A 26,753-nucleotide genomic window follows, 5' to 3' on the forward strand; every position below is an offset into this window, starting at 1 on the left:
CCAGCCGATAAATATGCCCTGATTATAGCCAACCGGCACGAACGCTGTCAAGCGCCGCGCCCTATTCCGTACCGACTCCGTTCCAGAACAGATCGACGATCAGCTTGGACAGGTCCTCCCCGGCCGTCTCCCCCGACAGATCGTCTTCCCGGTTCCCGAGCATGAGCAGCGCGGCGAACGAATGGGCCAACACCATCGGGCTGAGCGGAGAAGCGATCTCCTTGGCCGCAATCGCCCGCTCGAAGTAATCGGCCAGCACCTGATGGATGCCGTGCTCGGCCCTGCGAATCTGCTCCTGCTGCTCCTTCGACAGAAAATGAAGCGCCTCCCGCATCATGGACTCGAACTCCACGTGTGTCGACGCCATTTTCGCCCGGGCTACCCTCTCCAGACGCGTCCGCAGACTGCCTTCCTGGGTCAGAATTCGGGTCGTGAAGCCGCAGATTCGCCCCATCATCCCGGTTATCGCTTCCGTAAAAAGCTGCGCCTTATTGGAGAAATAATAGTAGACCGAAGCTTTGGTCACGCCGGCCTTCTCCGCGATCTGGTTGATCGAGACAGGCTCGTACCCGAATTCCATGAACATCAGGGATGCCGCATCGAGCACCGTGTCGCGCATCGAAGCCGCCTGTTCGCCGCCTCTCGGTCGCCCGGGCGCCCTTCTGGGCTTCGTCTTGTCCATCCTCCAACCCTCACTCCGTATTCGCATGCGTTCCAATTATCATACCTGAAAAAAAACACACAATCTACATTTGATAATTAACCCTAGGGTTAATATAATAAACGCTAAGGATGTTGTTAAACCATAATGGCGAGAGATGCCGGGGAGAGAAGATGATGCACAATTCGAGTTGGCTGGGCAAGTGGGTAGCGGGCAAACGAAGCCGCTGGGTGACGCTGCTCGTGTGGATCGCCCTTGCGGCGCTGCTGAACGTTCTGCTGCCCGCGGTCGGCGACCAGGAGGACAACGGGGCCGCGAACTTGAGCGCTTCCAAGCCTTCCGTCCAAGCGGAGGCGGTGTCGGAGCGGGAGTTCCCGAGCGGAGCCGACATTCCGGCGCTGTTCGTCTGGCACCGCGAGAGCGGCCTAACGGATGAAGATCTGCAAGCGATCCGGAAGCTGACGGAGGAGCTGTCGGCGGAGCCCGCGCCTTATCAGACGACGGTCGTCCCGCTCTATCAAATGCCGCTTCAGGCGCTTAAGGCGCAACTGTCGGAGGATGGCAGCACGCTCGTGTCGCCGATCCTGTTCGAGAAGTCGGCGGATTCCGATCGGCTCGGCGAAGGCATCGACCGGATCAAGGACGAGATCAAGGCATTGGTCGGCGCGGACCCGTTCGAAGCGGCCGTCGACTCCGGCGAGTTGAGCGCAAGGGTCAGCGGGCCGGTCGGCATCTCGATTGATGCGACGGGGCTTTTCCACAATGCGGACTTCGCGCTGATGGCAGCCACCGTGCTGCTGGTGCTCGTGCTGCTGCTGCTGATTTACCGGTCTCCGATTCTGGCGTTTATTCCGCTTATTGCGGTCGGCTTCGCTTACCTGACGGTCAGTCCGCTTCTCGGCTGGATGGCGAGCGAAGGCTGGATTACGGTCGATTCGCAGGCGATCTCGATCATGACGGTGCTGCTGTTCGGCGCGGGCACCGACTACTGCCTGTTCCTGATCGCCCGGTTCCGGCAGCTGCTGAAGACCGAGCCCGACAAGCGGGCGGCGCTGAAGGCGTCGATCTCCGATGCATCCGGAGCGATTGCGATGAGCGGCATGACGGTCGTTCTCGCCCTGTTCGCGCTGCTGCTTGCGGAATACGGGGCTTACCAGCGCTTCGCGGTCCCGTTCGGCATCGCGATTCTGATCATGGGCATCGCCTCGCTGACGCTGGTGCCGGCATTGCTCGCCATTATCGGCCGCGCCTCGTTCTGGCCGTTCGTGCCGAGAACGCGCGAGCAGGCGGCGGAGCGGGTTGCCCGGCTTGGGAAGGGGAAAAGCAAGTCTGCGGTTGCCGCCGAGAAGCCCGCGCGCAATCGCGTCGGTTCGCTTGTCGTGCGCCGTCCGTGGACAATCGTGCTCGTGTGTCTCATCGGACTCGGCCTGCTTGCGGGAGCCGCGACGCAGATCAAGTTCACCTACGACCTCCTGAGTTCGTTCCCGGAGGACATGGAATCTCGCGAGGGCTTCGCGCTGATCGGCGAGAAGTTCACCCCCGGCGAGCTGGCCCCGGCGCAGGTGATCGTCGACTCGCAAGGCAAGGATGTGTCGGGGCTCGCGGACGCACTGAAGTCGCTGGACTTCGTCAGCGCTGTCGGCGAACCTCAGATCGGTCGGGAAAATGGGAATATCGTGATGATCGAGGTACAGTTCGCGATGAACCCATACTCTCTTGAAGCGATGGGGCACATCCCCGAGCTTCGCGAAGCGGCGGAAGCCGCGCTGGCTTCGGCCGGGGCCGCAAGCGCGGCGGACAGCGTCTGGATCGGCGGACAGACGGCCGAACAATACGACAACAAAGCTGCCGGCGAGCGCGATATGCGAGTGATCATCCCCGTCGTCATCGGGCTGATTACGCTGCTGCTCCTGCTGTACCTGCGTTCGATCGTTGCGACCGTCTACCTTGTCCTGACGGTGATTCTGTCGTACTTCTCGGCGCTCGGGCTCGGCTGGCTTGTGCTGCATCACCTCATGGGAGCCGAGGCGATTCAGGGGGCGATTCCTCTGTACGCGTTTGTTTTCCTCGTTGCGCTTGGGGAGGATTACAACATCTTCATGATCTCGAGCATCTGGCAGAAGCGCAAAACCATGCCGCTGAAGCAAGCGATCAAGGAAGGCGTCTTGGAGACGAGCTCGGTCATCACGTCCGCCGGCCTCATTCTCGCCGGAACGTTCGCCGTGCTCGGCACGCTGCCGATCCAGGTGCTCGTGCAATTCGGCACGGTGACCGCCATCGGCGTGCTGCTCGACACATTCGTCGTCCGCCCGTTCCTCGTCCCCGCGATCACGACGCTGCTCGGCCGCCGCGCCTTCTGGCCGGGCCGGTACGAGCCGGTGGCGGAGAGTATGCGTGCTGAAAGATAAGGTTGGCGGACTAGGGATAAGGTAGGCGACCGAGGGATAAGGTGGGTGAACCGGCGGCTTGGTGCGTGGATAGTTGTGTGCAAAATGCTGTTGCGGGTGCGAAGAACGTGTGCCGCGCTGCGCATAAGAAGAAGGAGCAGGCCCGGCGGCCCTGCTCCTTCTTTTGGTGGTTTGATGCTATTGTCGGGCGGCCCCTCTGCCCGGCTTCGGCTCGGCTTCGGCTCAGTTGAGTAACCACGACTCATCTGGATGCTCCACGCGCCGTCTGCCGGGCTCGGTTGAGTCACCCCGACTCATCTGGATGCTCCATGCGTCGTTGGCTGGACTCGGTTGAGTCACCACGACTCATCTGGTGGCTCGCGCGTCGTTTGTTGGGCTCGGTTGAGTAACCACGACTCATCTGGATGCTCCACGCGTCGTTTGCTGGGCTCGGTTGAGTAACTACGACTCATCTGGATGCTCCACGCGCCGTCTGCTGGGCTCGGTTGAGTCACCACGACTCATCTGCACGCATCACGCGTCGTTTGCCGGGCTCGGTTGAGTAACCACGACTCATCGGGGCGCCCCGCACATTCCACAAATTACGCCGTTCCCCTACGGCTTCCGCGCCACGAAGAACAAGCGCTCCGAGTCGTCGTCCGCTTCGATCCACTTGAAGTCCGCGAAGCGATGCAGCACCTCGAAGCCGGCAGCGACGAGCTCGACGGCCAGCCAGTCGGAATCGTAAGCGCGCTGAACGTGGGATTCCTCGAAGCGGGAATACAAGGCGGAGTTTGCGCCGCCGGATGCCGCCTCGTCGCGCACGAAGAAGGTGAGGTCGTGCTCGATCTCCATCCGCACCGAGTCGTATTCGCACACCCACAGGTACGCGACATCCTTCTCGTCCAGCACGAACGGCTGCTCCTCCGCATACCTCTCCAATTGGCTCGGCGCATGGACGTCGAACAGGAACAATCCGCCCGACGCCAATCCCTCGTAAGTACGGCGAAAAGTCGATACGATGTCCTCCGGCTCCGTCAAGTAATTTAAGCTGTCGCAGAAGCTGATCACCGCGTCGGCCGGCTCCGGCAGCTCCCAATCCCGCATATCCTGCTGCAGCCAGCGAATGGTCCCCTTCTCCGAGAGATTGCGTCCGCCCGCCTCCCATTTGGTGCGACCGATCGCAAGCATGTCGGCGGACAGATCGACGCCGAACACCCGGAAGCCCGCCTTCGCCAGAGGAATCGCAATATTGCCCGTCCCGCAGCCGAGATCGACGATCGTTGCCGGCATCCCGTAGCGGTCCCAGCAACGCCTCGCGAAGCTAAGCCATTCCGCGTAAGGCATCTCCTCCATCAAGCGATCGTACACCGCGGCGAATTGCCGGTAGGATCTCATCAAGTCTCCCCCTCGTCATATGTACGCTCATGTGCGCAGTCTGCTTGGTTACCCTCTCTTACCCCCAACTAATTCGCTCGCTCCCTCAACGGGGGAAGCAAACCGTCAGGAAAACTCGCATTGACGGCCCTCCGCCACACGATTCGCGCCTCTGGGCCGATGTCGTTTGAGATTTTACGAATTTTATATCATTTTTCACATTCGTTGGCTTGAATGGCAGCGAATCTCGGCGTTTTATGCGATTTTTAGCATACATGCGGCAACTTGAGCGGGAAATTCCGCTATGTATGCTATTTTTCACATAGAATCGCCTAAACTGCCCGTTATCGAGCTGCACGAATGTGAAATTTCACATAAATTCCTGGCATCCGGCGGGATCAGCGCAATAGGACAGAAATCTTATACGCCTGGGCGTCCTAAACGCCGGAGAAGCTTTGCGTCGGTGTCAGAATCGGTGTCAGGTAGGATAAACCTCTCTTGCCGACATTCAAAAAAAGCGTCCGAGGACGCTTTAGCCTGTTCATACGACTTCTCATGTCACACGATTCCCCGTGTCGCACGACTTCTCGCGGACCGCGCGGCGACATCGCGGCAGCATCGCCGCTGCCCCGCAACGCCGCCGCCCTCTCCAGCCAGCCGCCGCGGCGGCTGGCTGGAGTCGGCTCACTCCGCCCCGCTGGAACCGGAGTCGGAAGCCGAGGCGGCGGCCTTGGCGGCGCCCGCCTCGGTCAGCTTGGTCCAGTTGCCGTCCTGGGTGACGAGCCCGTCCTTCATCAGCTTGCCGACCGCCCGCTTGAAGGCGGACTTGCTGATGCCGAAGCGGCGCTGGATCGTGTCGGCCGGGGATTCGTCGCTATACGGCATCGAGCCGCCGGGGCGCGCATGGAGGAACGCGAGCAGCTTGTCCGCGTCCTCGACTCGGCCCTTCTCCTTCGAGGAGCGCATCGACAGCGTCACGCGCCCGTCGTCCTTGATCTGCGTTACCCGGGCAAGCACTTTCTCGCCGAGGCGGAGCGGCCGGGTCATCGAGGCCGTCGGGATGTAGCCGAGCGCGCCGAAGCCGAGCACACCTCCGTCGACAAGCACAAAGACGCCGTCCCGGAACGTGTCGGTCACCCAAGCGAGCTTCTCCTCGTGATGCCACGAGCTCGGCGCGCGGAAGACGGCGGACTCGAAGTCCTCGATCTTCGCCATGCGGGCCAGCATCCGGCCTTCCTTGTCGTGCTTCATCACGACGTGAAGCTCGTCGCCTTCCTGCGGCCACAGCTCCTTCTTCTCCGGCAGCTCCTTGATCGGGAGCAGCAACTGGCGGCCGATGCCGATCTCGAGGAAGCAGCCGAAGCGCGGATGGAAGTCCGCCATCTTCAGCCTGCCCATCTCCCCGTACGTCAGCAGCGGCTCCCTTGTCGTGGCGGTGATGCGACCCTTGTCATCGTGGAAAAGAAACACGCCCACCTCATCGCCCGCTTCCGGACGGTCCCCGATAATTTCGCCGTAAGGCAGCAATACCTCCGGCGCGTCCTCCTCGTCCTCGGCGAGGAACCAGCCGTACGGCGGCACCTCGCGTCTGGCGAGGAGCGTCATGATCGTGCCCGCGACCAGCGTCATGCGAACGACACGGCCTTCGCGTCGGACCAGAGCCGCTCCAAGTGATAATATTCGCGTTCGTCGCGATGGAAGACGTGAGCGACGACGTCGCCCATGTCGATGAGCACCCAACGGGCGGTATCCATGCCTTCAAGGCGAACCCTCGCGCCAAGCTCCTCCGCCTTCTTGCGAATCTCCGTCGCGATCGCCAGCACTTGCGTATCCGAGTTGCCGTGGCAAATCATGAAGTAATCGGCGACAAGCGAGATTCCTTGCAGGTTCAGCGCCACCACATCGTGCGCCTTCTTGTCTTCCGCCGCGAGCGCCGCGGCTTGCAGCAATTTGTCCGAAGATACGGCCATCCATTCTCCTCCTATGTTCGCCTTCCGCCTTGCTCGGCCGGGGCGATTCTATCGTTATGGTTATCGTTAATGTTATCGCAATTACAATTATAATCGTGATCTAGCGCTATTTATTCTTCCGCTATTTATTGTTCCCCTTGGCGGAGCTCCGGATCGTCAGCAGAAGATCGTTGCGCGCCAGCACCGTCAGCGGGAAAATCACCTTGCCCTGCTCGACAAGAGCCCGGATCGTACCGTCGAAGCCGGCGAGCAGCGCGTCGTCCAGATTCGTCTTCGCCAGCTCGCGCAGGCGATCCACGCCGGGGAAGCTTCGGCTCGGCTCGATGTAGTCCGCCAGGCAGACGATCTTGTCGAGCAGCGTCATCCGTTCCCGGCCGGACGTGTGATACCGGATCGCGTCCAGCACCTCTTCGTCGTCGATGCCATGCTCGCGGCGGACAACCCAGGCGCCGACATGGGCGTGCCAGAGCTCCTTATCGTGCTCCAGCAGCTCCTTCGGCAGCTCCTCTTCACGGAGGATTCGCTCCATGCGGTCGGTCGCCCACGCCTTCGTGTAATCGTGAAGCAAGGCGGCAAGCCAGGCTTGGTCCCGATTCCCGCCGAAGCGGTCGGCCAATTCGACTGCCGTATCGACGACGCCCTGAACGTGGCGCCAACGCTTCTCCGGCATCTGGCGACGAGTCGCTTCGATCAGTTCCTCACGATTCATACAGTCCATTCCTCCCGATGTAATCGAGTACCGGCTGCGGCACGAGATAGCGAATCGAACGCCCGGCCCTTCTCCGCTCCCGGATGTCCGTCGAGGAGATGCCGATCGGCGGCATCGGGGCAAGCACGATCCGACTCCGCAGCGACTTCGGCAGCGCCGACTCCCCGCTCGCTTCTCCCTGCCTTCCCAGGCAGACGAAGGAGATTCGCTCCGCGAGCTCGTCGATCCTTCGCCAGTTCGGCAGATCGTTCATCATATCGGTGCCGACGATCCAGTGGAACTCCCGCCCCGGCTCGCGCTCCTGAAGAGCGGTCACCGTGTCGATCGTGTAGGAGACGCCGCCCCGCTCCAGCTCAAGCGCTTCGACCCGGAAGCCTGCTCTTCCCCGAACGGCGAGCTCGACCATCTCCCGCCTCTGCGCGGCGCTTGTCCGCGGCTGCGGCTTATGCGGCGGAACGTTCGTCGGGACGAACCACACTTCCTCCAGCTCCGCCGCCTCCATCGCCGCTTCCGCCGCGATCAGATGCCCGATATGAATCGGGTCGAACGTGCCTCCCATCAGCCCCGTGCGACCGGCGCCTCTGCCTGACCGTCTGTCCATATCCGCGCACACCCACCCATTCAGCGAGGAAGCACGATCTGCTTGTTGTCCTTCGACTCCTTGTACAGCACGATCGTCTTCCCGATGACCTGCACAAGCTCCGCGCCCGCTCGCTTCGCGAGCTCCTCGGCAACCTCGTGGCGATCGTCGTCATTGTTATTCAGAATATTCACCTTGATCAGCTCGCGCACCTCGATCGCTTCCTCGATATGACGGATGAGATGGTCGTTCGTTCCGCCCTTGCCTACCTGGAAGATCGGATCGAGATGGTGCGCTTGCGCGCGAAGGAATCTTTTCTGCTTGCCTGTCAACATGGTTCTTACCCGCTTTCCCTTATATGTGAAAAAAACCGTTCCTACTTAAACGACTCCAGCACCGCGCCGCGCATGGCGGCGACAGGCGCGGGACGCCCGGTCCAATATTCGAAGGCATACGCGCCTTGGTAGACGAACATGCCGAGTCCGCCGTGGACGCGGCAGCCTCGCTTCTCCGCTCCTCGGAGGAAGGCGGTCGTAAGCGGATTATAAATAAGATCGCTGGCCACCGCCCCCGGCCGCAGCCACTCGGGATCGATCGGCGTCTGCTCCGTGTTCGGCGACATGCCGACGGAGGTCGTGTTGATGACGACGTCCGCTTCCGCGCACAGCTCCTTCAGCGCTTCCCACGGCGCGGACGTCACGCCCGCTTCCGTCCCGAAGGACGCGGCAAGCTCCGTCGCGCGCTCCGCCGTGCGGTTCGTCAGGACGATCGCCGCCGGCTTCTCGCGCGAGAGCGCCCACACGATGCCCCGGGACGCCCCGCCGCAGCCAAGGACGACGATCCGCTTGCCCGCAAGCTCCGGCTCGACTTCTTCCTTAAGCGAACGGACGTAGCCGATGCCGTCGGTATTATGGCCGATCAGGCGGCCCGCTTCGTTCACGATCGTGTTCACCGCTCCGATCGCCCGGGCCCCTTCGTCGATCTCGTCCAGATACTTCATCACTTCGATTTTGTGCGGGATCGTGACATTGAGCCCGCGGAACCCGAGCGCCCGGATGCCGGCGATCGCCTCGCCCAGGCGATCCGGCGCGACATGGAAGGCGGCATAAGCCCCGTTCACGCCCGCTTCCCGGAACGCCCGATTAAGCATGATCGGCGACCGCGAGTGACGAATCGGATCTCCGATCACCCCGTAAAGCACCGTATGACTGTCCATGAGTCCAAGCTCCTTTGCCCCTATAGCATCGTTTCCCTCAGCATGACCTTCACGCCCTTCGGAGCGTGCACGTCGATGAGAGCGCCGGCCTTGCCGTTCACCTTGATCCAGCCGAGGCCGGAGACGAAGACGTCGACCTCCTCGCCCGGCTTCACGCGCAGCGAGTGCCGCGTCCACGGCGGAACGGTCTCCAGCCCTTCTCTCGAAGGAGGGGCCAGCATCACGCCGCGATGCTCCTCGTACAAGGCGTCCGCCCGCTCCAGCTTCGTGCGGTGAATCGGCAAGCCGTTCGACACATAAGCCGTGAACGATTGGTGCTCGCCCTCGACGAAGTCGAAGCGAGCGATGCCCCCGAAGAACAGCGTCTGCTTGGCGTCAAGCTGGTATGTCGCCGGCTTGAGCGGCTTGTCCGGCATGATGGCGTGCAGATTGTCCCGCGGTATGACCTCGGAGAGGCGGGAGCGGTAGACGATTCCCGGCGTATCGATAATGCTGCGGCCGTCCTCCAGCGGAATATGGACCGCATCGAGCGTCGTCCCCGGGTAGCGGGAAACGGTGAGCTCGCGTTCGAGGTCGCTGTAGTCGGAGATCAGGCGATTGACGAGCGTGCTCTTGCCCACATTCGTGGCGCCGATGACGTAGACGTCGCGCTTCCCGCGCAGGTCCGCGACCGTCTCGACGACCCGCTCGAAGCCGATGTTCTTCCTGGCGCTGCACAATAGAACCCCGACGACCTTCAGGCCGTTCGCCCGGGCTTGCTTCTGCACCCAGTTGCGCAGCCGGTTCCAGTTCGTCACCTTCGGCAGCAGGTCGATCTTGTTCACGACAAGCAGAACGGGATTCGTCCCGACGAACCGCTGCAGGCTGGAGATCAGGCTTCCCTCGAAGTCGAACAGGTCGACGATATGGACGACGAGGCTGTTCGTGGAAGCGATGCCTCCGAGCAAACGCAAGAAATCGTCCTGGTCGATAGCGACGGACGATGCGTCATTGTAATTCTTGATGCGGAAGCAGCGCTGGCAGATGATCGGCTCGCGCTCGCGCGCGGATTCCGGCACGTAGCCCGTGCGGCTCGGTTCCGTTGTCTGAAGGGCGATGCCGCAGCCTGCGCAGCGGCTGTTCTCCTTAAGTAATTCCGTCAAAATTAACGTTCCTCCTTCTCCGGCCACAAGCCTCTCTTGCGGAGCCGGGACAGGGCGATCTTCTCGATCTTGCGGTTGATGCGGGTGCCGACCCCTTCCTCGCCGGTCGCGATCGGGGTCACGAGAATCGTATGAAGCCCCATGCGGCGCCCGCCCAGAATGTCGGTCAGCATCTGGTCGCCGACAACGACGGCCTGGCTTGCGCTCAGCCCGAGCAGCGTCAGCGCTCTGCGGAACGCGGCGCGCAGCGGCTTGCGGGCAGCCGGAATGAACGGGATGCCGAGCGGCTTCGAGAAGACGGACACTCGCGTCTCGTTATTATTGGATAGGACGACGACGCGGAAGCCTTCCCGCTTCACCAGCTCCAGCCAAGCGGCCAGCTCCGGAGTCGCGTTCGCCGTCTTCGCGCTGACGAGCGTATTGTCCAGATCGGTAATGATCCCGCTGACCCCCCGAGCCTTCAAGGCCTGCAGGTCGATGTCGAACACGGTGCTTACGATCTGGTCCGGCAGCAATCGTTGGAACATTCCCGAATAATCCCCTGTCTTAAGCGAATTGATTAATTCTCTATTTACCGTGACCTACCGTGACGGTATCGTGAACAAAATATACCACACCCCGCGAATCCTTGCAAAAAGCGGGAAAGCCGGCATCGTCCTCCGGCTCTCCCGCCTGGCTTCTTCTTAACGCTTCGGTTGCCTGCGGACGGTCCGTGCGCCTCGCACTCTACAGCGCCTTGCGGATCTTCTCGGCCAACTGCGAGAAATGCTCGTATTCCTCTTCCGCGCCGTCGCCGGAGCCGTAGCGCGCTCCTTCGAAGCGGAGCAGCACGCCTTCCAGCTCCGGCTTCAGCGAGCCGAAGCGGCCTCCCCAGCCGCCGAACGTCTCCCGCATCGTCTCGTCCTTGCTGCGCTTGAAGCCCCTTCGCTGCATAAACCGCAGGAAGCTCTCCATCTCCTTGACGATTCGCTGATTCGGCGTCAGGCCGAAGTGGCGCAGCTTCTTCATCGCGAGAAGCAGGCCGCCCCGGCGGCGAACAATAAGCCACGCGCCGCCAAGAAGCAGCGCCAAGACAACAGCCCCAGCAGCGATAAGCGCCGGACGAGTCCAGCTCGCGCCGCTTGCTTCGGCTTCCGTCACCGGAGTCTCGCTCGGGCTTGAGACCGGCAGCGGGACGACCTCGGCCGCTTGCTCCGGCACCGGCGCCGGGAAGCTGAAGCCGGCCGTCGGCTCGAAGGACACCCAGCCGTAGCCTTCGAAGTAGGCTTCCGCCCAGGAGTGGGCGTCGGCGTTGCGGACGGTGTACGTTCCGGCGCCGTCAGGGTCCGGGACGTAGCCCCCGCCATAGCGCGCCTCTTCTTCCGCCGAAGGATTCACGCCAGCGGTGTAGCCCTTCACCCAGCGGGTCGGCACGCCAAGCGTTCGCGCCATAACGACGAATGCCGTGGAGTAATAATCGCAATAGCCTTCCTGAATCTCGAACAGGAACGCGTCGACGACATCCTTGCTCGCTTGCTTGGACACGTCCGGCGTGTTCGTGTACGGATAGGTCGAGCGAAGGTACTGCTCGAGCAGCTTGAGCCGGTCGTAGTCGTTCGTCGCGCCGGCCGTGACCGTCTGCGCCAATTCCTTGACCCTCTCGGGCAATGAATCCGGAAGCTGGTCGTATTCGTCCGGAGCCGCATTCGCGCTCTCTGCGGAGTCGGCCGTGAGCGCCCGCAGCTTCTCCTCGTCGAGCTCTTGAACCTCGGACACGACCGTGTAGCTCTCCACGGAGGCCGGACGCTGGAAGCGAAGCTCCCGCTCGTCCGGATTCCAGAACAGTTGCGCGTTGCGCGAGCTGTCCAGCTCCACGAGGCTGGAAGCGGGGGACGCCGCGAACAGCACCGACAAGCGGTCCTTGCGGAGCACTATAACCGTCTGCTCGACCTTGCGGATGCCTGCCGCATCGGTCATCTCGGGCTCCAGAGGGAGCTCCTGGGCGGACTTCGTTCCCGTGGCGACCGCAACGCTCTCCTGGCCCTTCAGGTCGCTCCAGCCCTTGCCCGTGTAGACGGCCTTCGTCTCGCCGCGCAGATAAGACTTCAGATTCGTTGTCACTTGCATAACCGGCGAATAATCGTACTGGAAGCCTCCGCCGATCTGGGAGTCGTTGCGCCCGTAGCCGGACTTCGTGGACGATTGTCCTCCGGAAGAGGACGACGAGCCGGTGATCAGCGTGCCGCCTTCTCCCGCGAAGCTCGGAATGTCCTTGTCCTGCGACTGCATCCATAACGTGTAGGGGTCCTCCAGCAGCGACGGAGCCCTCGGCATCAGAATGCCGAGCACAATCAGCAGGCCGATGACGATCAGCGCGGGAAGCAGCAGCTCGAACGGCCGCTCCGCCAGAGAGCTCCAACTGTCGAAGTGCATCTCCCTCAGCATTCGCAGGTGAAGCACGACAAGCCAGCCGAGACCGGCGGCGACCGTCCAGATGATGCTGCGCCACAGCTCGAACGGGAAGAACGAGTCGACCGCCGCGAGCGTCGTCACGGCCAGGAGCGTCAGGACGATGGCCTTCCGCTTCGTCGTCCCCCAATGCGCAAGGGCGTGGCAGGCGAACAAGGCGAGCAGCGCAAGCTCCAGATAAGGATGCATCTCGAAGGAATTATGAGTCAGGAATTCGCGCCACAGCGGCCATTCGCGCGCCTGCGGCCATCCGAGCCAATCGGCTCTCGCGAAGAGCAGCGTCGCGCCGGCCGCTCCCGCCGCCTGGATGATGAGCCGCAGCCACAGCAGGCGGGAGAACAGCAGCTCGCTCGCCCCGTACACCGCGAGGGCGGCGTAGACGACCCGATACGTCTCCGACCACCAGAACTCCTGGAACGGTTGAATCAGTTGAAGAACGATAATCAGGGCAAAAACCCGGTGCAGCCGCTCCAGGACCACTCTGCGCCACAGAATGCTCTCCTTCGGCCCGGCTTCGGCAAGGACAACGCTCATGCGGACCCCACCTCCAGTGCCTGCTGCAGCTCTTCAAGACTGGACAAGCTCGTGAAGCTCCAGCCCCTGGCCTGGAACATGCGGCTCCAGCTTGTCAGCCGCGCCGCTTCCTCCGGACCGTCCGGCGCGGAGCCGGCCGCGATCCGGATATGGCCGGCCGCCTGCCTGCGCGAAGCCAGCGCGGTCAGCGCCTTCGCGGTGCCGTCGTCCGTCTCCGGAGAGACGAGAACGATGCAGGCGCCAAGCTCGAACCGTTCGGACGCTTCATAGATTGCCTCGCGGCACGGGGCGATTCCGTCGACCTCCGCATCGATCAGATGATCCATTACTTGCGAGCGAACGGGCGCCCCGCGTCCCGCGCCGAACACGATGCGCTCCGCGCCGGCGGAGACGAAGCCGATCGGCATGTTCCGCCTGAAGGCGAAGTCGAGCAGCGAAGCGGCGACGGACACCGCCAGCTCGAATTGCTCGCTCGTCCGATACGAAGCCGCTCTTCGGTCGAGCACGATCACCAGGCGCGGCAGCGACTCCCGTTCATACTCCTTCGACTTCCAATCCCCGGTTCGCGCCGTGGCGTTCCAATGAATGCGGGACATGCGGTCGCCGCGGATGTACTCGCGGACACCGTCGATCTGGGTCGTCTCGCGCGACCAGAGCGAGGAAGCGCGCTGCTCCGAGGCCCCGGAACGGGCGAGCCTGGAGAATCGCCAGTCGCGGATCGGAACCGTCCGCGGGCTGACCCGAATCTCCTGGGGCGCGTCGAACGAGCCGCGATGCTCGAACAGCCCGAAAATATCGCGGGTCGAGCACTCCGTAGAGCGGAATTGGTAACGGCCCCGCTTCAGGGGAGCCGTCTCGTAGATCATCGTGCCCCTGCGCTTGTAATCCGGCACGAAGCTGAGCTCGTAGTTCTGCAGCTCCCGGCTCGATTGCCGGGTCAGCCGTTCCCTTACGATGATGTATGGATGCGGCCAGAAGCCGGGCACATGAACCGAGAGCTTCAGCCGCAGCCGCGTTCCCGCCGGAATGACCGCGTCGTTCTCCGCCGCCGTCTCGAACGTCCGGGCGCCTTGCACCTTGCCGATCCCGCTCCAGCGGCCGAGCAGCAGATAGAGGCCGAGCGCGTTGAGCATAACGAACAGCATCAGGGACGTCTTGCCCCCTTGGAAAAGCAGGAACAGAAGAGATGCCGCATACAGAGCTGCCGCCAGCCCACCGAAACGGACCTTCGACATCTTCATCCTACCGCTCCATTCCGACGGGAACCGGGATCTGCTTCATCACCTGCTGCAGCACGGATTCCGTCGTCGCGCCCTGCATCCGCGCTTCCGGGCGAAGGTGCAGACGATGCCCGAGCACAAGCGGCGCGACCGTCTTCACGTCGTCCGGAAGGACAAACGCTCGCTTCTGCAGCAGCGCGTACGCCTTGGCGCAAGACGCCAGGGCGACTCCCGCGCGGGGGCTCGCCCCGAGGAAAAGCGAGGCATGGCTTCTCGTGCCGCGAATGAGCGCGAGCAGGTAATCCACGACGCTCGAATCCATATGGACGTCGATCGCGATGCGCTGGATGTCCAGCACGTCCTGGACGGATGCGACGGCATCAAGTCCGTCCGCGGATCGCTGGGCGCTGGGCTCCGTCAGAAGCCGCTTCTCGGAGGCCTCGTCGGGGTAGCCGATGGATATCTTCATCAGGAACCGGTCGAGCTGCGCTTCGGGAAGCGTGTAGGTGCCGTCGAACTCGATCGGGTTCTGCGTCGCGAACAGCGAGAACGGCCTCGGCAGCGGATAGGTAATCCCGTCCACCGACACGTGGCGCTCCTCCATCGCTTCGAGCAGCGCGGATTGGGTCTTCGTCGTCGCCCGGTTGATCTCGTCCGCGAGCACGACGTTCGCCATGATCGGCCCCGGCCGGAACACGAATTGCTCTTGCTTCGGATGATAGATCGATACTCCGGTTATATCGGTAGGCAATAAGTCGGGATTGCATTGAATGCGGTGGAATTCTCCCCCGACGGATCTCGCAAGCGCTTTGACCATCTGGGTCTTGCCGGTGCCCGGCACGTCTTCGATCAGAACATGTCCTCCTGCGGCCAAGGCGGTGAGCAGCCATACAATCTCTTCTTTTTTCCCGAAGATGCAAGATTCCATATTACGTTTGATAAGTTCCAATGCCTGAATCGCCTGTTGGTGCTCCATGTCGGCCTCCTCCTACGCAATCTTGGACTTGAACGGCCATAAGGTCTAGTAAAATGATACTAATTTATTATACCTGATTTTGGAGAACACCGTAAATTTTGAGTTCCTACAAATAAACATAGAGAAAAAGCCAAACCGCGCTCCGGCAGGCTTTTCTCGGCGTCTAGAACTTATTGGCAAGGCGCATTCGGGTGGAAATTTAGGAATTTTTTAGATTCGAATGCCGTTATCCCTTCGGTTTCACGACAAGCGCGGCGAGGAACGAGAAAATAATCGCCGCCGACACGCCCGCGCTCGTCACCTTGAAGATGCCGGTCAGCACCCCGATCCAGCCGTCCTCCTTCAGCTCGGTCAGCGCCCCGTGCACAAGCGCGTTGCCGAAGCTCGTGATCGGGACTGTCGCTCCGGCCCCGGCGAAATTGATCAAGGGCTCGTACAGGCCGACTCCGTCGAGCACCGCTCCCGCGACGACGAGAAGCGCCATCGTATGCGCAGGTGTCAGCTTCGCAACGTCGAACAGGAGCTGGCCGACGATGCAGATGCCTCCGCCCACGAGAAACGCCCACAAATATTGCATGCCGCCTCCTCCTTCCCTCTTATTCGCAGCGTTATTTTCCGCACCGGTCCTTCCGCTTATGCTTCAATCGAGACGGCGTGCGCAATGCACGGAATGGACTCGCCCTGCTGGAACGACAGCGGGCTGAGCAGCGCGCCGGTGGCCGCCACGAGAATCCGCTTCAGCTCGCCCTTCTTCATCCGCTTGAGCAGATGGCCGTATGTGACGACGGCGGAGCAAGCGCATCCGCTTCCCCCGGCCTGCACCTTCTGCCTCCCGACATCGTAGATAAGAAGGCCGCAATCCCGGAACGTTGTCTGCTCGAGCGGCACGCCGTTGCGCTTCAGCAGCTCCTCCGCAATCGGATGGCCGACCCCGGCGAGATCGCCCGTCACGATCAGATCGTAGTCCCCCGGCTCTCTCCCGAGATCCTGCAGGTGCGCCTGAATCGTGTCGACCGCAGCCGGCGCCATCGCCGCCCCCATGTTGAACGGGTCCTTGATGCCAAGGTCGACGACCTTGCCGATCGTCGCCGCCGTCACCTTCGGACCGTCGCCGGAAGCGCCGACGAGCGCCGCTCCCGCGCCGGTCACGGTGTACTGGGCGGTAGGCGGCTTCTGCGAGCCGTATTCCGTCGGGTAACGGAATTGCTTCTCGACCGTGCAGTTATGGCTGCTCGTCCCCGCCAGCACCTTGCCCGCCGCCCCGGACGCCACCATCAGCGAAGCGAGGGCCAGCGTCTCCATCGACGTCGAGCACGCTCCGAACGTGCCGATGTAAGGCGCCCCGATCGTACGGGCAGCGAATGTGCTGCTGATGATCTGATTAAGCAGGTCCCCGCCGACGAACAGCTCGACGTCCTCCTTCTTCAGCTTCGCATTTGAGATCGCGATGTCGACCGCCTGCTCCAGGAGCAGCCTCTCGGCCTTCTCCCAGGTCGGCTGCTGCAGCTCCATGTCGGGATGGACAAGGTCGAAGTCGGCGGCCAGCGGGCCTTCTCCCTCGTCGGGCCCGACGACGGTTCCCGTCGCAAGAATAACCGGCGGAGTCGGGAACGCCCACGTTCGTTCTCCCCGCTTCATGCGCTCATCTCCCCACCCCGCCGAACAGCCAATGGGCGATTCCGACAACGAAGGCGGCGACGACGCCGAAGACGATAACCGAACCGGCCAGCTTGAACATGTTCGCTCCCGCTCCCAGCACAAGCCCTTCGCTGCGATGCTCGATCGCCGCGGAGCTCATCGAATTGGCGAACCCGGTTACCGGAACGGCCGTGCCCGCCCCTGCCCACTGGGCGATTTTGTCATACACTCCGAGAGACGTCAGAATGACGGACAGCAGAATCATCGTCGCGACGGTCGGGTCGCCCGCCTTCAGCTTGGACATGTGGAACGCCGATTGATAGAACGACTGCACCCCTTGGCCGATCAGGCAGATCGCCCCGCCCGCGAGGAACGCCTTGATGCAGTTGGCAAGGATGGAACGCGTCGGCTCCCGGTTCTTCGCGAATTGCTTGTACTCCTTGGCAGACATGGACATCGGCTTGTAGCCCGCTGCCCTGCCGGCTTCCTTGGTCGCCACTGGCACCCCTCCTTACGCAAACAATCGAACATCGAGAGTAGTATTCGCCGGGGAAGGAAGATCTATGTTCGATTGCCGGAGAACGGAGGCTGCGATTGCTTTGACCCAACAGCGCTGGTCCCCCATCCAACTCCTTATCCCGCCGAACTTTCTCATCGCGCTGAGTTTCTTCAGTACGCTGAACTTCCTCATTACGCTAACCTTCTTCATCCCTCCGAACCGTCCTCATTCTGCTGACCTTCCTCATCCCGCCGAACGCTATATCTCATCCCTTCCGCCCCCACCCTCGCAAACAAATTCCATATTATGGTATATATTATGGTGCAGGCGTGAGCGCTATCCCCCTTCTGGATGCTTATGCCTCTTCTCCCCCCGACTCAGGAACCTCCCTTCTCGGATGATGGCCTTCTTGCGCCAACCTTTTTTTCACACAACCATTCCCCTGCACGCATCACAGAAGCCGCCCCAACCATCGCCGTTCCCCGACCGCCGCCGCCGATCCCGGCTCATCCCTGTTCTGAGCGAGCGGGAGAAGAGACCTAATGTCCGCAGATGAGATAGGGCGCCGGGAAGGAGGTGTCGTGCCGGATGCCAACAACATGTTTGGTGGGGCGAGGGCGGGACTCGGGGCCTTCATTCGCAGGTTTCGCGGCAGTGACATCCGGGCTTCGGGAATCAAGCGCTTGCACCTGGGATGCCGCATACAATGGAAGAGGAGCGGGAAGAAGGATGACGCCCAGGGGCCGATGCGGGAGGAATGCGCCCGCCCGTTCCAAGGAATGCGCCTCGAAGAAAGCTCCGCATTGCCCGATCGATCGACTAAAGAAGGGTGAAATTGGACATAATGGAAGCCAAGGAGGGGATTGGCATGCTTGAACCGGAATATCTGCGGGCCGAAGGCGAGAAGCATTTCTCCCGGGACTTGCTTCTGGAGCTGGAGGGACTGAAGGAGCGGCTGCGCCTAAGCGAGGCGGAGCTTGGACATATCCAGATTCTGGCCCAGTGGGCCTACAATAGCGGGTTCCACACGGGGATGAGCTGCGGCCGGCAGTTGTCCTTCAATGACAGGCTGAAGGTGCAGTAATATAGCAGGAATATCGTGCGAAAATAACATGCGAGGATAACGCGCGCGCGAGTGATAGGCGAAGGTAACGTGCGAGAGTGACATCCGAAAATAACGTGCGAGAGTGGCATGCGAAGGTAACGCGTGAAGATCATGCGCTCGGCATTTATTTAGAGCCGGAGAAGCTTGCGGAGATCGAGAGGGTCTCCGGCTTCTTCGGTTTTTGCTTGTTCGGCTTTTTCGGCTTTTTCGGCTTTTTCGGCTTTTTCGGCTTTTTTGGGGCCAATTTCGGGCTCTGTTGCAAGGGTTTCCCGCACAATGGCGGAACAAGTACGCAGGACGGAAGACCCGGCTCCCCACCGCCGCGAGGCGACATGGGGACCGGGTCTAGTTGGATCGAAGGCTCGCTTACCCCTTCACGGCGGAGCCGACCGTCAGGGCGGATTCGACCTTCTCGCTGAAGAAGGCGTACAGCAGAATCGTCGGCAGGCTGGCGATGGTCATGACCGCTCCCATGGCGCCCCAGTCGGTCGTGAACTGGCCCTGGAAGAATAGCAGGCCAAGCGGCAGCGTCTTCAGGTTCTCGCTGGAGATCAGGATAAGCGCGAGCGGGAATTCGTTCCACGCGTTCAGGAAGACGAAGATGACCATCGTCGCGAGCGCCGGGGAGACGATCGGAAGCATGATGCTCCAGAACGTCCGGTACAGGCTCGCCCCGTCCATGCAGGCCGATTCCTCCAGCTCCGTCGGGACGGTTCGGAAGAACCCGTAGAACACCATCGTCGAGAAGCTGAGGTTAAACGCGATGTAGGGCACGATCAGGGACAGCAGCGTATTCTGGAGATGCAGGTCGCGCATGAGCACGGCGAGCGGCAGCAGGACGACTTGCACCGGAATGAACAGGCCGATGATCATGTACGTGCGCACCGTCTCCCGGAACCGCCACCGCAGCCGCGCGACCGCGTAGGCGAACATGACGGCGAGCAGCACGGCTCCGATGACGGAGACGATCGAGACGATGACGCTGTTCAGGAAGTAGACCGGAACGTTGAAGCTCTCCCACGCGGTTCTGTAATTCTCGAACCGGGGGTGAAGCGGCGGGCCGAACGGATTCGTGACGTATATCTCGTTGTTGTTCTTCAGCGAGTACGAGAGCATCCAGAACAGCGGGTAGATCGAGACGATGGCATAGATCCCCATGAGGATTCGGGATGGCAAGCTGCGATGGCGAAGTCGGGATAGAATCGTCATGGCGACCTCCTAATAGATGATTCGTTCGCGAGCGACCAGCCGGTTGATGACCAGCGTGGCGATCAGACATTCCAGCACCAGGACGACGGCGGAGGCGCTGCCGTAGCCGAACTCATTAATGCGGAATGCGGAACGATACATCAGATAAGTAAGCGTGTAGGTCGACGTTCCGGGCCCGCCGCTCGACATGATGAACATCTGGGCGAAAGCGCTCAGCCCGCCGGTGACGGCGAACACGAGGCAGAACCGGTACGTCTCCTTCAGAAGCGGGAGCGTGATGAGCCAGTGGCTTCTCCACTTGCTCGCCCCGTCGATCTTCGCCGCTTCGACGAATTGCTCCGGAATCGACTTGACTCCCGCGAACAGCAGAGCGAAGTGGTAGCCCATGAACTGCCAAGCATTCACGAAGGCGATGGCGAAGATCGCGACGCCCGGATCGCTGAGCCAGTCCTGCCGGTACGAGAGGCCCAGCAGCTCAAACAGCTTGTTGAGCAGGCCGTATTCGGCGTTGTAGATCGACAGCCACAGTTGGCAGACGACCGTGACGGAGAGGACGACAGGCATGAAGAAGCTGATGCGCAGCCACTTCCGCCCCTTCACCTTCGCGTCGGAGATCGCCAGCGCCAGCAACGTGCCGAGCCCGATCTGGAACACTGCGATCAGCGCCGCGAAGATCGCGCCGTTCTTGAGCGACGTCCAGAACAGATCGTCGTCCAGCAACTCCTTGTAGTTGTCGAGCCCGATGAAGGAGGCCGTGTTGACGCCGTCCCAATCGAACAGGCTGCGATACACGGTCTGCACGAGCGGCCAGAAGACGATGAGCGAGTAGAGCAGCAGCGCCGGCAGGACGAAGACGGCGATCGCGGCTTTGTTCCCCAAGTATTTATTCATGATGGTGCTTCCTCCTATCCTCCGGAAGCTCTCCGAAAGCTCTCCGGAAACGACTCGCACCGCGGCGAGCGCGGTGCGAGCAGCCTTTCTCTGGTCTGAGCGGGGTTGCTGCCCTACTGTCCGATCGCCTTGTCGACTTCCTTCACGAATTGCTCGGCCGTCGTGCCGGCCATCAAGCCTTGCGAAGCATCTTCAATCGCAGCCTTGAACTTCGGATTGGACAATCCCCATGCGAATGCCGTTGTCTTCATGTTCGGAATAGCCTGGGCCAGCTTCTCCATCATCGGCGGGTACGCCTTCACGATCTCCTTGTCCACCTTGGTCGCGACGATCGGCGTACCGCGTTCCGTGTACTTGAATTCCGCATACTTGCGGGAGATGAACGCCGCAACCTCGGCAGCCACTTCCACGTTCTTGCTCTTCGGGTTAACGGCATAGCCGCCAGGACCGCCGCCGCCGCTGAACACGAGCTTGGACGATTCATAGTTGGATGCGTCGGTTCCCGGATAGTACATCCAGTCGACCTTGTCGCCGAGCGCGTTCGTCGACGCTTCGATGTCCCATTGTCCGTTCAGGAACATCGCGGCTTTGCCTTCGAAGAACAGCGCGGACGCCTGGTCGTAGTTCATGCTCGTCGCGCCCTTCTGCAGCAGACCGGCCTTGACGAGGGCCGCAAGCTGCTCGGCTGCCGTCTTGTACGCTTCGTCGCTTGCCTTGGCAAGCCCCTTGTCCAGCTTCGTGATGCCGGCTTCGTCATAACGGCTTGCGAAGATATCGTAGAGCGCGACGTCCGGCCACTTCTCCTTGGCGAACAGCGCCAGCGGAATGATGTCGTTCTTCTTGAACGTCTCGACCGCCTGCTGCCACTCCTCGAACGTCGTCGGAACCTTGACGCCATTCTGCTCGAACAGTTCTTTATTGTAGTAGAGCAGGATCATCTCGTTGCCCGCGTAAGGGAAGGCATACACGTGACCGTCGTCGGTCTTGAGCGTGTTCATCGCGCTCGGCAGCACCGCGTCCGTGAAGCCGTACTTGTCCGAATACTCGTCAAGCTGCAGGATGTTGCCGGATTCCTTGAACGTATTGATGATGTCCAGACCCGCTTGGAAAATATCCGGAAGGTTGCCGGTAGCCGCATACGTCTTCAGCTTCTGGCCGTCGTCCTGCGCCTGAATCTCCAGCTCGAGCTCGACGTTCGGCATCTCCTTCTTCAGCTCCGCGACGGCGTAGTCGTAAGGGAGCTTCGTGTCGTCGTCCGCATACTGGGCGTAGATGCGAAGCTTGACCGGCTCGGCGCTTGCCGAAGCGCTGGCGGATGCCGATTCGCTTGCAGGTTCGGACGCGCTAGGCGACGCGCCGGACGCGGAAGGCTGCGATTCCGAATTATTGTTCGAGCCGCAGGCGGCCGTCGACAGGCCGAGCAAGGCAACGGACAAGAGTGCTGCTGTTTGTTTAATCATTCTTGAACCCCTCTCTGATCGGGTGTTTATCCTTGACAACCTTGATTATAGAGAAGGGAACCGCCCCGGATAAGGCAAAAACCGATGCAAAGTTGAACAATCCGCTACAGCTTGGGAATAATTCGCTTCTATCCTTCGCTCCTCTACCCCCGCGTAAGTCCGTTCTCGTATTCGCTCGGCGACAGGCCGAAGAACTTGCGGAAGCTCTTGCTGAAGTAGCCGGGATCATTGAAGCCGACCCGCTCCGCGATGTCCGAATGCTTAAGTCCCCCTCCGATCAGCTCCTTCGCCTTCTCCATGCGAACGTGGATGAGGTATTCGCTCGCCGTCATTCCGTAGGCCTTCTTGAACACCGCCCGCAGGTAGCTCGGGTTGATGAACAGGCTTCCCGCCACCGCCTCCACGGTCAGCTCCGGATCGCCGTACTTCTCTTCGATAAGCTGGCGCGCCCCCTTGGCGATATTCGAGGAGCGGGTTTTCTTGTGCTTGCCTACATAGTCGAACGCCTGGCGGAACAGCGACTTCATCCATTCCTTGACGGCGTCGACCGTCTCCAGTGCGCGAATGTCCGAATAGGGGAAAAAATGCTCTCCGAAGCAATCCTCGATCGGATGCCCGGCTTCCGTGACGTGGGACAGCGCGACCGATACCCAGCCCATGCAGGAGACGTAGGTGAGGTCGAGGGACAGCTTGCGTTCCCGAATCTCCCGGAACAGCCCGTCCAGTCTGAGCTCAAGCTCGCTCCAGTCGCCCATCCGCAGCGCGTGCGCAAGCCGGTCGTTCGATTCCGCCAGGAAGGACGTGCCGGCGGAGCCCGGATCGAGCGATGCGTAGTCGATCACCCGATCCTCGCCGAGCAGGAACTTGCTGCGCAGCGCCTCCCTCGCTTCCTCATAGGAGCGTCGAATGCCCTCCGGGCCGGAGTAGCCTCCGCCGACGCCGATCGTCACCGTCAGCTTGAGGTACTTGCGGATGTATCGGCACACCTTGTCATAGCCGTCCAGCTTCGGCGGCGCCTTCCCTTCCCCCGTCCGCGCCGCGCCGCTTGCCGGCCCTTCCTTCCGAAGAATGACGATCCGCCCTTCCGCGCCGTGGAACAGGAACACGTCCCCTTCCTCCTCGAGCGTCTCCTGCAGGATGTTCGTCACCGCGAACTTCCAGAGCTGGCGCTCCGCGGGCTCGTTCCACTTGCGCTCCATGTGGTCGATCTCGATAACCGCCACGCTGTGCCGCTCGCTCAGATCGAGGCCGAATTGCTCCAGCCTGCCGGCGATTGCGTCCGCCTGCTGCGCCGTCTCGCCGGTCACGAGCCGCTGCAGGGCGCTGCCCAGCATCAGCTCGCGGTCGGCCCGCTCCGTCTGCTTCGCCTTCAGCTCGATCTGCCGCTTGTTCCGGCACTTGAGCAGCGTCAGCACAAGCTCGTCCTTGGAGAACGGCTTGAGGATGTAATCCTCGACACCGAGCCGGATCGCCGTCCTCGCATACTCGAACTCATTATGCCCCGTCACCAGCACGACGTCCGTCGGCAGCCCTTCCGCCCGCAGGCGCTCCGTCAGCTCCAGCCCGTCCATGATCGGCATGTTGATGTCGACAAGCGCCACATCCGGAGGATCTGCGCGCATGAGCGCAAGAGCCTCCTCGCCATTGCGCGCTTCGCCGCTGATGCTCATCCCGTAAGACTCCCACTCGAGCGCCTGTCGCAAATAATCTCGGAAAATCGCCTCGTCGTCTACAATGATGATTTTCAACGTTGATCCCCTTCCTTCTCCTCTTCGCCGTCGTCTCCCTCTGCCTCCGCCCATTCCAGGCTCGCCGGGAGCCTTGCCGTCACCGTCGTCCCCTGCCCCGGAGCGGAACGAACCTCCAAGCCGTATCCCGAGCCGAAGTACAACCGAATTCGTTCGTGCGCATTGCGCATTCCGAAGGATGGCTTCCGGTTCCCGTCCGTGTCCGCCGCCCAGATCGCCGCCAGCTCCGCCTCGGACATGCCGACCCCGTCGTCCGTCACCTTCAGCAGGATGCCGTCGTCCCCAAGCTCCCCCGTGACGGAGAGATGCCCGAAGGCCCCCGTCGGCTTCAGGCCGTGGTAGATGGCGTTCTCGACAAGCGGCTGCAGCGTCAGCTTGAGGATCGGATACGGCTCCAGCTCCGCCGGCACGTCGATGCGATATTCGAAGACGTCGGAGTAGCGGACCTTCTGGATGGCCAGGTAGTCCCTCACGTTCTGAAGCTCCTCCGCAATCGTGATCATCTCCCGCCCCTTGCTCAGCACGTTGCGATAATAGTCGGCGAGCGCCTTCGTCGTCCTCTGGACATCGCGCGTCCTGCCCATCTCCGAGAGCGTATAGATCACGTCAAGCGTATTGTATAGAAAATGCGGCTTGATCTGCGACTGGATGAGGGCCAGCTCGTATTCCCGCTTCTGCCTCTGCTCGCGACGGACGCGGACGAGCAGCTCGCGAATGCGGCCGATCATGCTGTTGAAGCCGCTGCCGAGCTGGCCGATCTCGTCCCTGCCGCGCGTCTCGAACCTCGTGTCGATCGAGCCTTCCTGCACCTTGCGCATCGCCCGCGTCAGGCGAACGATAGGCGCCGCAATCGTCCGCGACAGCAGCCCGGCGTTCGCGAGCACGAGAAGGAAGCAGCCGAGGCCGATCAGCACGATGATCAGGCTGATCTTGCTCGTGTCGCGGGTCAGCTCCTTGATCGGCACCTCGGTGACGAGCGTCCATCCCATCGCGCCCAGGCGGTAGCCCACGGTCAGCGTATCCCCGTGCCGGAACGGCTCGTCCAGAGCCGAGCTCGCCCCGCCGCTCAGCCAGTCGAGCGCCGCCCGATCCTCCAGCGGGGCGAACAGCTTGCCCGGATCGCGCGCGGAGACGACCGTGCCGCTCTCGTCCACGATCGAATAGTCGGCGAGAATGCCCTCCCCTTCCCGCGGGAAAATCCCGGACAGCTTCGTCTCGTCCGCATTGACGACCAGATACCCGAGCGTTCGTCCGGTGGAGATCTCCGTCACCTTCTTGCCCAGCGAGAGGACGGTCTGCTCCGGCGTTCGCACGAGGAAGTCTCTCCGCTGCACGCCCAGCCACCGATTCTCGCCGGACGTAGCCCGGAGCTGCTCCGCGAGCTCGCTGCCGGCGAACTGCTCCGCTCCGTTCGTCATGGCGGAGTGCGTCGCGTACACGCGCCCCTTCGCATCGATGAAGGCGGCGGAATCGACGTCCGGGAACACGAGCAGCGCGAAGCTGAGCTGGTTGACGATCAGCGCCTCGTAACGCACGTCCTCGCCCGGAGTAGGCTCCTCCTCTTCGCTGACGATCCGATTGAGGCTGAGCGTCATGTTGTTGGCACTGCTCTCCATGTTCTGCAGAATGCCTTGAATTCGCGTCGCGATCAATTGCGAATTGTCCGCGATGCTCTCCTCCGTCTTCCCGACAATCGCTTCCGTATAGATCCGGTTGGAGACGATGCCGAGCAGCAGCAGCGGCAGCACGACGAGCGGGATGTACAGAATCGTGATTTTGTTGCGGATGGAACGGTTGTCGAACCAATTGGGCAGCCGGTATCGGCGCATCGCGAAGTCACTTCCTTGTCGGCGGCAATTCAAAAAAGCACACCGCAAGCCCTCCAGCGGTTTCTGGGCCGGGCGTCCAAGTGTGCTCTCCTGTTCCTCGCATCTCGATTAACTTTGTCCCGATTATAGTTGGCCGGTTTTCGCGCTGTCAAGCGAATCGAACCGCCAACTAATCGAACCCCGGCAATAAGAACCGCTTGACATGACGCGTACAGGCACGCATGGGCATCCACCCACATACAATAATAATGTTTCCCATGCGCTCCCGATCAACTAGCCGGAGGTGGCTTGCCCGTGCCCGGATTTTTTACCGCTGTCGCCTTGTTCCTGAAGCAATTGTCCTTATTGGTCTCTTATGTCAAGAACAACGCGTTCCCCCAGCCTCTGACCGATGAAGAGGAGGCCTTGCACCTGTCGCGGATGGCGGAGGGCAACCCTCGCTCCCGCAACCTGCTGATCGAACACAATCTTCGTCTGGTTGCGCATATCGTCAAGAAGTTCGACAACACCGGCGAGGACCTGGAAGACCTCATCAGCATCGGCACGATCGGCCTCATCAAGGCGATCGAGAGCTTCCAGCCGAACAAGGGGACGAAGCTCGCCACGTTCGCCGCGCGCTGTATCGAGAACGAGATTCTGATGCATCTGAGGTCGCTGAAGAAGACCCGCAAGGACGTCTCCCTGCACGACCCGATCGGCACCGACAAGGAAGGCAACGAGATAACGCTGCAGGATATTCTCGGCACCGAGCCCGACGAGGTCGTCGAGAAGGTTCAGCTTAAGATCGAGAAGAGCAAAATTTACCGCAACCTCGACATTCTGGACGAGCGGGAGCAGGAGGTCATCCGCGGCCGCTTCGGGTTGGACGGCGGCGGCGACGAGCGGACGCAGCGCGAGATCGCGCGCGAACTCGGGATCAGCCGCAGCTACGTCTCGCGGATCGAGAAGCGAGCGCTCATGAAGCTTTATCACGAGTTTTACAAGGCGAAGCGGTAGCGATCAATAAGAACGTTTCTTAATTCTTCCTCGATCGGATAGGAGGCTACCCATTAGTTGAGTAGCCGACCTTCCACACCACCGTACGTACCGTTCGGTATACGGCGGTTCAACCGTTTGAGTGCAGTTGACGCAAGCGCTCGTACTGTGCAGGGAAG

24 protein-coding genes and 1 other annotated feature (1 of these 25 running past the window's edge) are annotated in these 26,753 nt (G+C 61.6%); of the genes, 3 read left to right on the plus strand and 21 right to left on the minus strand.

Going from position 1 to position 26,753, the window contains the following annotated elements; all coding sequences use genetic code 11:
• Positions 1-11, minus strand: a binding site (T-box leader) (it extends 227 nt beyond the left edge of the window).
• 50 nt (positions 12-61) lie between these two features.
• On the minus strand, positions 62-682 hold the full coding sequence (locus tag E6C55_RS23265) for a TetR/AcrR family transcriptional regulator (protein ID WP_168735830.1): 621 nt from the start codon (positions 680-682) through the stop codon (positions 62-64).
• Positions 683-837: 155 nt separating this feature from the next.
• On the opposite strand from E6C55_RS23265, the gene E6C55_RS23270 reads away from it, so the two are divergent.
• The gene (locus E6C55_RS23270) at positions 838-3,069 is read left to right on the plus strand and encodes an MMPL family transporter (RefSeq protein WP_211093636.1); all 2,232 of its coding nucleotides are present in this window, start codon (positions 838-840) and stop codon (positions 3,067-3,069) included.
• Positions 3,070-3,663: 594 nt separating this feature from the next.
• On the opposite strand, the gene E6C55_RS23275 is transcribed toward E6C55_RS23270, so the two are convergent.
• The 15 genes from E6C55_RS23275 to spoVAC all read right to left on the minus strand — a co-directional run bounded on the left by E6C55_RS23275 (position 3,664) and on the right by spoVAC (position 17,315).
• A complete protein-coding gene (locus tag E6C55_RS23275) occupies positions 3,664-4,446 on the minus strand; it encodes a class I SAM-dependent DNA methyltransferase (protein ID WP_136372221.1) in 783 nt (260 codons plus the stop codon).
• 663 nt (positions 4,447-5,109) lie between these two features.
• Complete coding sequence (locus E6C55_RS23280) at positions 5,110-6,054, minus strand: CvfB family protein (RefSeq protein WP_136372222.1); 945 nt, start codon at positions 6,052-6,054, stop codon at positions 5,110-5,112.
• On the minus strand, positions 6,051-6,395 hold the full coding sequence (rsfS, locus tag E6C55_RS23285; RefSeq protein ID WP_136372223.1) for a ribosome silencing factor: 345 nt from the start codon (positions 6,393-6,395) through the stop codon (positions 6,051-6,053). Before rsfS ends, E6C55_RS23280 begins: the two co-directional genes overlap by 4 nt.
• A gap of 121 nt (positions 6,396-6,516) precedes the next feature.
• Positions 6,517-7,104, minus strand: coding sequence for a bis(5'-nucleosyl)-tetraphosphatase (symmetrical) YqeK (gene yqeK / locus E6C55_RS23290; protein WP_136372224.1), 588 nt, complete (start codon positions 7,102-7,104; stop codon positions 6,517-6,519).
• Positions 7,094-7,705: a nicotinate-nucleotide adenylyltransferase gene (nadD, locus tag E6C55_RS23295; RefSeq protein ID WP_136372225.1), complete on the minus strand. Its 612-nt coding sequence runs from the start codon at positions 7,703-7,705 to the stop codon at positions 7,094-7,096. Before nadD ends, yqeK begins: the two co-directional genes overlap by 11 nt.
• Positions 7,706-7,725: 20 nt before the next feature.
• Positions 7,726-8,019: a ribosome assembly RNA-binding protein YhbY gene (gene yhbY / locus E6C55_RS23300; protein ID WP_136372226.1), complete on the minus strand. Its 294-nt coding sequence runs from the start codon at positions 8,017-8,019 to the stop codon at positions 7,726-7,728.
• Positions 8,020-8,060: 41 nt separating this feature from the next.
• The gene (locus E6C55_RS23305) at positions 8,061-8,900 is read right to left on the minus strand and encodes a shikimate dehydrogenase (protein WP_136372227.1); all 840 of its coding nucleotides are present in this window, start codon (positions 8,898-8,900) and stop codon (positions 8,061-8,063) included.
• A gap of 20 nt (positions 8,901-8,920) precedes the next feature.
• Positions 8,921-10,042 carry a ribosome biogenesis GTPase YqeH gene (gene yqeH / locus E6C55_RS23310; protein WP_136372228.1) on the minus strand — a complete coding sequence of 374 codons (1,122 nt, stop codon included), beginning with the start codon at positions 10,040-10,042 and terminating at the stop codon, positions 8,921-8,923.
• Positions 10,043-10,044: 2 nt separating this feature from the next.
• Complete coding sequence (locus E6C55_RS23315; protein WP_136372229.1) at positions 10,045-10,569, minus strand: YqeG family HAD IIIA-type phosphatase; 525 nt, start codon at positions 10,567-10,569, stop codon at positions 10,045-10,047.
• Between the two features lie 199 nt (positions 10,570-10,768).
• Positions 10,769-13,024 carry a DUF4129 domain-containing transglutaminase family protein gene (locus E6C55_RS23320; protein ID WP_136372230.1) on the minus strand — a complete coding sequence of 752 codons (2,256 nt, stop codon included), beginning with the start codon at positions 13,022-13,024 and terminating at the stop codon, positions 10,769-10,771.
• Complete coding sequence (locus E6C55_RS23325; protein WP_136372231.1) at positions 13,021-14,265, minus strand: DUF58 domain-containing protein; 1,245 nt, start codon at positions 14,263-14,265, stop codon at positions 13,021-13,023. Before E6C55_RS23325 ends, E6C55_RS23320 begins: the two co-directional genes overlap by 4 nt.
• Position 14,266: 1 nt before the next feature.
• The gene (locus E6C55_RS23330; protein WP_136372232.1) at positions 14,267-15,220 is read right to left on the minus strand and encodes an AAA family ATPase; all 954 of its coding nucleotides are present in this window, start codon (positions 15,218-15,220) and stop codon (positions 14,267-14,269) included.
• A 226-nt stretch (positions 15,221-15,446) separates the two neighbouring features.
• Positions 15,447-15,797, minus strand: a complete 351-nt coding sequence (gene spoVAE / locus E6C55_RS23335; protein WP_136372233.1) for a stage V sporulation protein AE — start codon at positions 15,795-15,797, stop codon at positions 15,447-15,449.
• 56 nt (positions 15,798-15,853) lie between these two features.
• On the minus strand, positions 15,854-16,858 hold the full coding sequence (gene spoVAD / locus E6C55_RS23340) for a stage V sporulation protein AD (protein ID WP_136372234.1): 1,005 nt from the start codon (positions 16,856-16,858) through the stop codon (positions 15,854-15,856).
• Between the two features lie 4 nt (positions 16,859-16,862).
• Positions 16,863-17,315, minus strand: a complete 453-nt coding sequence (spoVAC, locus tag E6C55_RS23345) for a stage V sporulation protein AC (protein WP_136372245.1) — start codon at positions 17,313-17,315, stop codon at positions 16,863-16,865.
• Positions 17,316-18,225: 910 nt separating this feature from the next.
• Between spoVAC and E6C55_RS23350 the strand changes: the two genes are divergently transcribed.
• On the plus strand, positions 18,226-18,441 hold the full coding sequence (locus E6C55_RS23350; protein ID WP_136372235.1) for a hypothetical protein: 216 nt from the start codon (positions 18,226-18,228) through the stop codon (positions 18,439-18,441).
• 387 nt (positions 18,442-18,828) lie between these two features.
• On the opposite strand, the gene E6C55_RS23355 is transcribed toward E6C55_RS23350, so the two are convergent.
• The 5 genes from E6C55_RS23355 to E6C55_RS23375 form a co-directional block, all read right to left on the minus strand.
• Positions 18,829-19,671 carry a carbohydrate ABC transporter permease gene (locus E6C55_RS23355; protein WP_136372236.1) on the minus strand — a complete coding sequence of 281 codons (843 nt, stop codon included), beginning with the start codon at positions 19,669-19,671 and terminating at the stop codon, positions 18,829-18,831.
• 9 nt (positions 19,672-19,680) lie between these two features.
• A complete protein-coding gene (locus tag E6C55_RS23360) occupies positions 19,681-20,562 on the minus strand; it encodes a carbohydrate ABC transporter permease (RefSeq protein WP_136372237.1) in 882 nt (293 codons plus the stop codon).
• 113 nt (positions 20,563-20,675) lie between these two features.
• Complete coding sequence (locus tag E6C55_RS23365) at positions 20,676-22,022, minus strand: ABC transporter substrate-binding protein (RefSeq protein ID WP_136372238.1); 1,347 nt, start codon at positions 22,020-22,022, stop codon at positions 20,676-20,678.
• A gap of 143 nt (positions 22,023-22,165) precedes the next feature.
• Entirely contained in the window at positions 22,166-23,770 is a 1,605-nt protein-coding gene (locus E6C55_RS23370) for a response regulator transcription factor (RefSeq protein WP_168735831.1), read from the minus strand.
• Positions 23,767-25,599 carry a sensor histidine kinase gene (locus E6C55_RS23375; RefSeq protein WP_136372240.1) on the minus strand — a complete coding sequence of 611 codons (1,833 nt, stop codon included), beginning with the start codon at positions 25,597-25,599 and terminating at the stop codon, positions 23,767-23,769. The genes E6C55_RS23370 and E6C55_RS23375 overlap by 4 nt, the downstream gene beginning before the upstream one ends.
• Positions 25,600-25,893: 294 nt before the next feature.
• Between E6C55_RS23375 and sigK the strand changes: the two genes are divergently transcribed.
• Entirely contained in the window at positions 25,894-26,595 is a 702-nt protein-coding gene (gene sigK, locus E6C55_RS23380) for an RNA polymerase sporulation sigma factor SigK (RefSeq protein ID WP_136372241.1), read from the plus strand.
• The last annotated feature ends 158 nt before the right edge of the window (positions 26,596-26,753 follow it).

Source organism: Cohnella fermenti, from assembly GCF_004801405.1.
GTDB lineage: Bacteria > Bacillota > Bacilli > Paenibacillales > Paenibacillaceae > Cohnella > Cohnella fermenti.

Excerpts from the sequence above, each read along its gene's own strand:
- E6C55_RS23265 (WP_168735830.1), bottom strand. The coding sequence starts at position 682 with ATGGACAAGACGAAGCCCAGAAGGGCGCCCGGGCGACCGAGAGGCGGC.
- E6C55_RS23270 (WP_211093636.1), top strand. The coding sequence starts at position 838 with ATGCACAATTCGAGTTGGCTGGGCAAGTGGGTAGCGGGCAAACGAAGC.
- E6C55_RS23275 (WP_136372221.1), bottom strand. The coding sequence starts at position 4,446 with ATGAGATCCTACCGGCAATTCGCCGCGGTGTACGATCGCTTGATGGAG.
- E6C55_RS23280 (WP_136372222.1), bottom strand. The coding sequence starts at position 6,054 with ATGACGCTGGTCGCGGGCACGATCATGACGCTCCTCGCCAGACGCGAG.
- rsfS (WP_136372223.1), bottom strand. The coding sequence starts at position 6,395 with ATGGCCGTATCTTCGGACAAATTGCTGCAAGCCGCGGCGCTCGCGGCG.
- yqeK (WP_136372224.1), bottom strand. The coding sequence starts at position 7,104 with ATGAATCGTGAGGAACTGATCGAAGCGACTCGTCGCCAGATGCCGGAG.
- nadD (WP_136372225.1), bottom strand. The coding sequence starts at position 7,705 with ATGGACAGACGGTCAGGCAGAGGCGCCGGTCGCACGGGGCTGATGGGA.
- yhbY (WP_136372226.1), bottom strand. The coding sequence starts at position 8,019 with ATGTTGACAGGCAAGCAGAAAAGATTCCTTCGCGCGCAAGCGCACCAT.
- E6C55_RS23305 (WP_136372227.1), bottom strand. The coding sequence starts at position 8,900 with ATGGACAGTCATACGGTGCTTTACGGGGTGATCGGAGATCCGATTCGT.
- E6C55_RS23315 (WP_136372229.1), bottom strand. The coding sequence starts at position 10,569 with ATGTTCCAACGATTGCTGCCGGACCAGATCGTAAGCACCGTGTTCGAC.
- E6C55_RS23320 (WP_136372230.1), bottom strand. The coding sequence starts at position 13,024 with ATGAGCGTTGTCCTTGCCGAAGCCGGGCCGAAGGAGAGCATTCTGTGG.
- E6C55_RS23325 (WP_136372231.1), bottom strand. The coding sequence starts at position 14,265 with ATGAAGATGTCGAAGGTCCGTTTCGGTGGGCTGGCGGCAGCTCTGTAT.
- E6C55_RS23330 (WP_136372232.1), bottom strand. The coding sequence starts at position 15,220 with ATGGAGCACCAACAGGCGATTCAGGCATTGGAACTTATCAAACGTAAT.
- spoVAE (WP_136372233.1), bottom strand. The coding sequence starts at position 15,797 with ATGCAATATTTGTGGGCGTTTCTCGTGGGCGGAGGCATCTGCATCGTC.
- spoVAD (WP_136372234.1), bottom strand. The coding sequence starts at position 16,858 with ATGAAGCGGGGAGAACGAACGTGGGCGTTCCCGACTCCGCCGGTTATT.
- spoVAC (WP_136372245.1), bottom strand. The coding sequence starts at position 17,315 with ATGTCCATGTCTGCCAAGGAGTACAAGCAATTCGCGAAGAACCGGGAG.
- E6C55_RS23350 (WP_136372235.1), top strand. The coding sequence starts at position 18,226 with ATGCTTGAACCGGAATATCTGCGGGCCGAAGGCGAGAAGCATTTCTCC.
- E6C55_RS23355 (WP_136372236.1), bottom strand. The coding sequence starts at position 19,671 with ATGACGATTCTATCCCGACTTCGCCATCGCAGCTTGCCATCCCGAATC.
- E6C55_RS23360 (WP_136372237.1), bottom strand. The coding sequence starts at position 20,562 with ATGAATAAATACTTGGGGAACAAAGCCGCGATCGCCGTCTTCGTCCTG.
- E6C55_RS23365 (WP_136372238.1), bottom strand. The coding sequence starts at position 22,022 with ATGATTAAACAAACAGCAGCACTCTTGTCCGTTGCCTTGCTCGGCCTG.
- E6C55_RS23375 (WP_136372240.1), bottom strand. The coding sequence starts at position 25,599 with ATGCGCCGATACCGGCTGCCCAATTGGTTCGACAACCGTTCCATCCGC.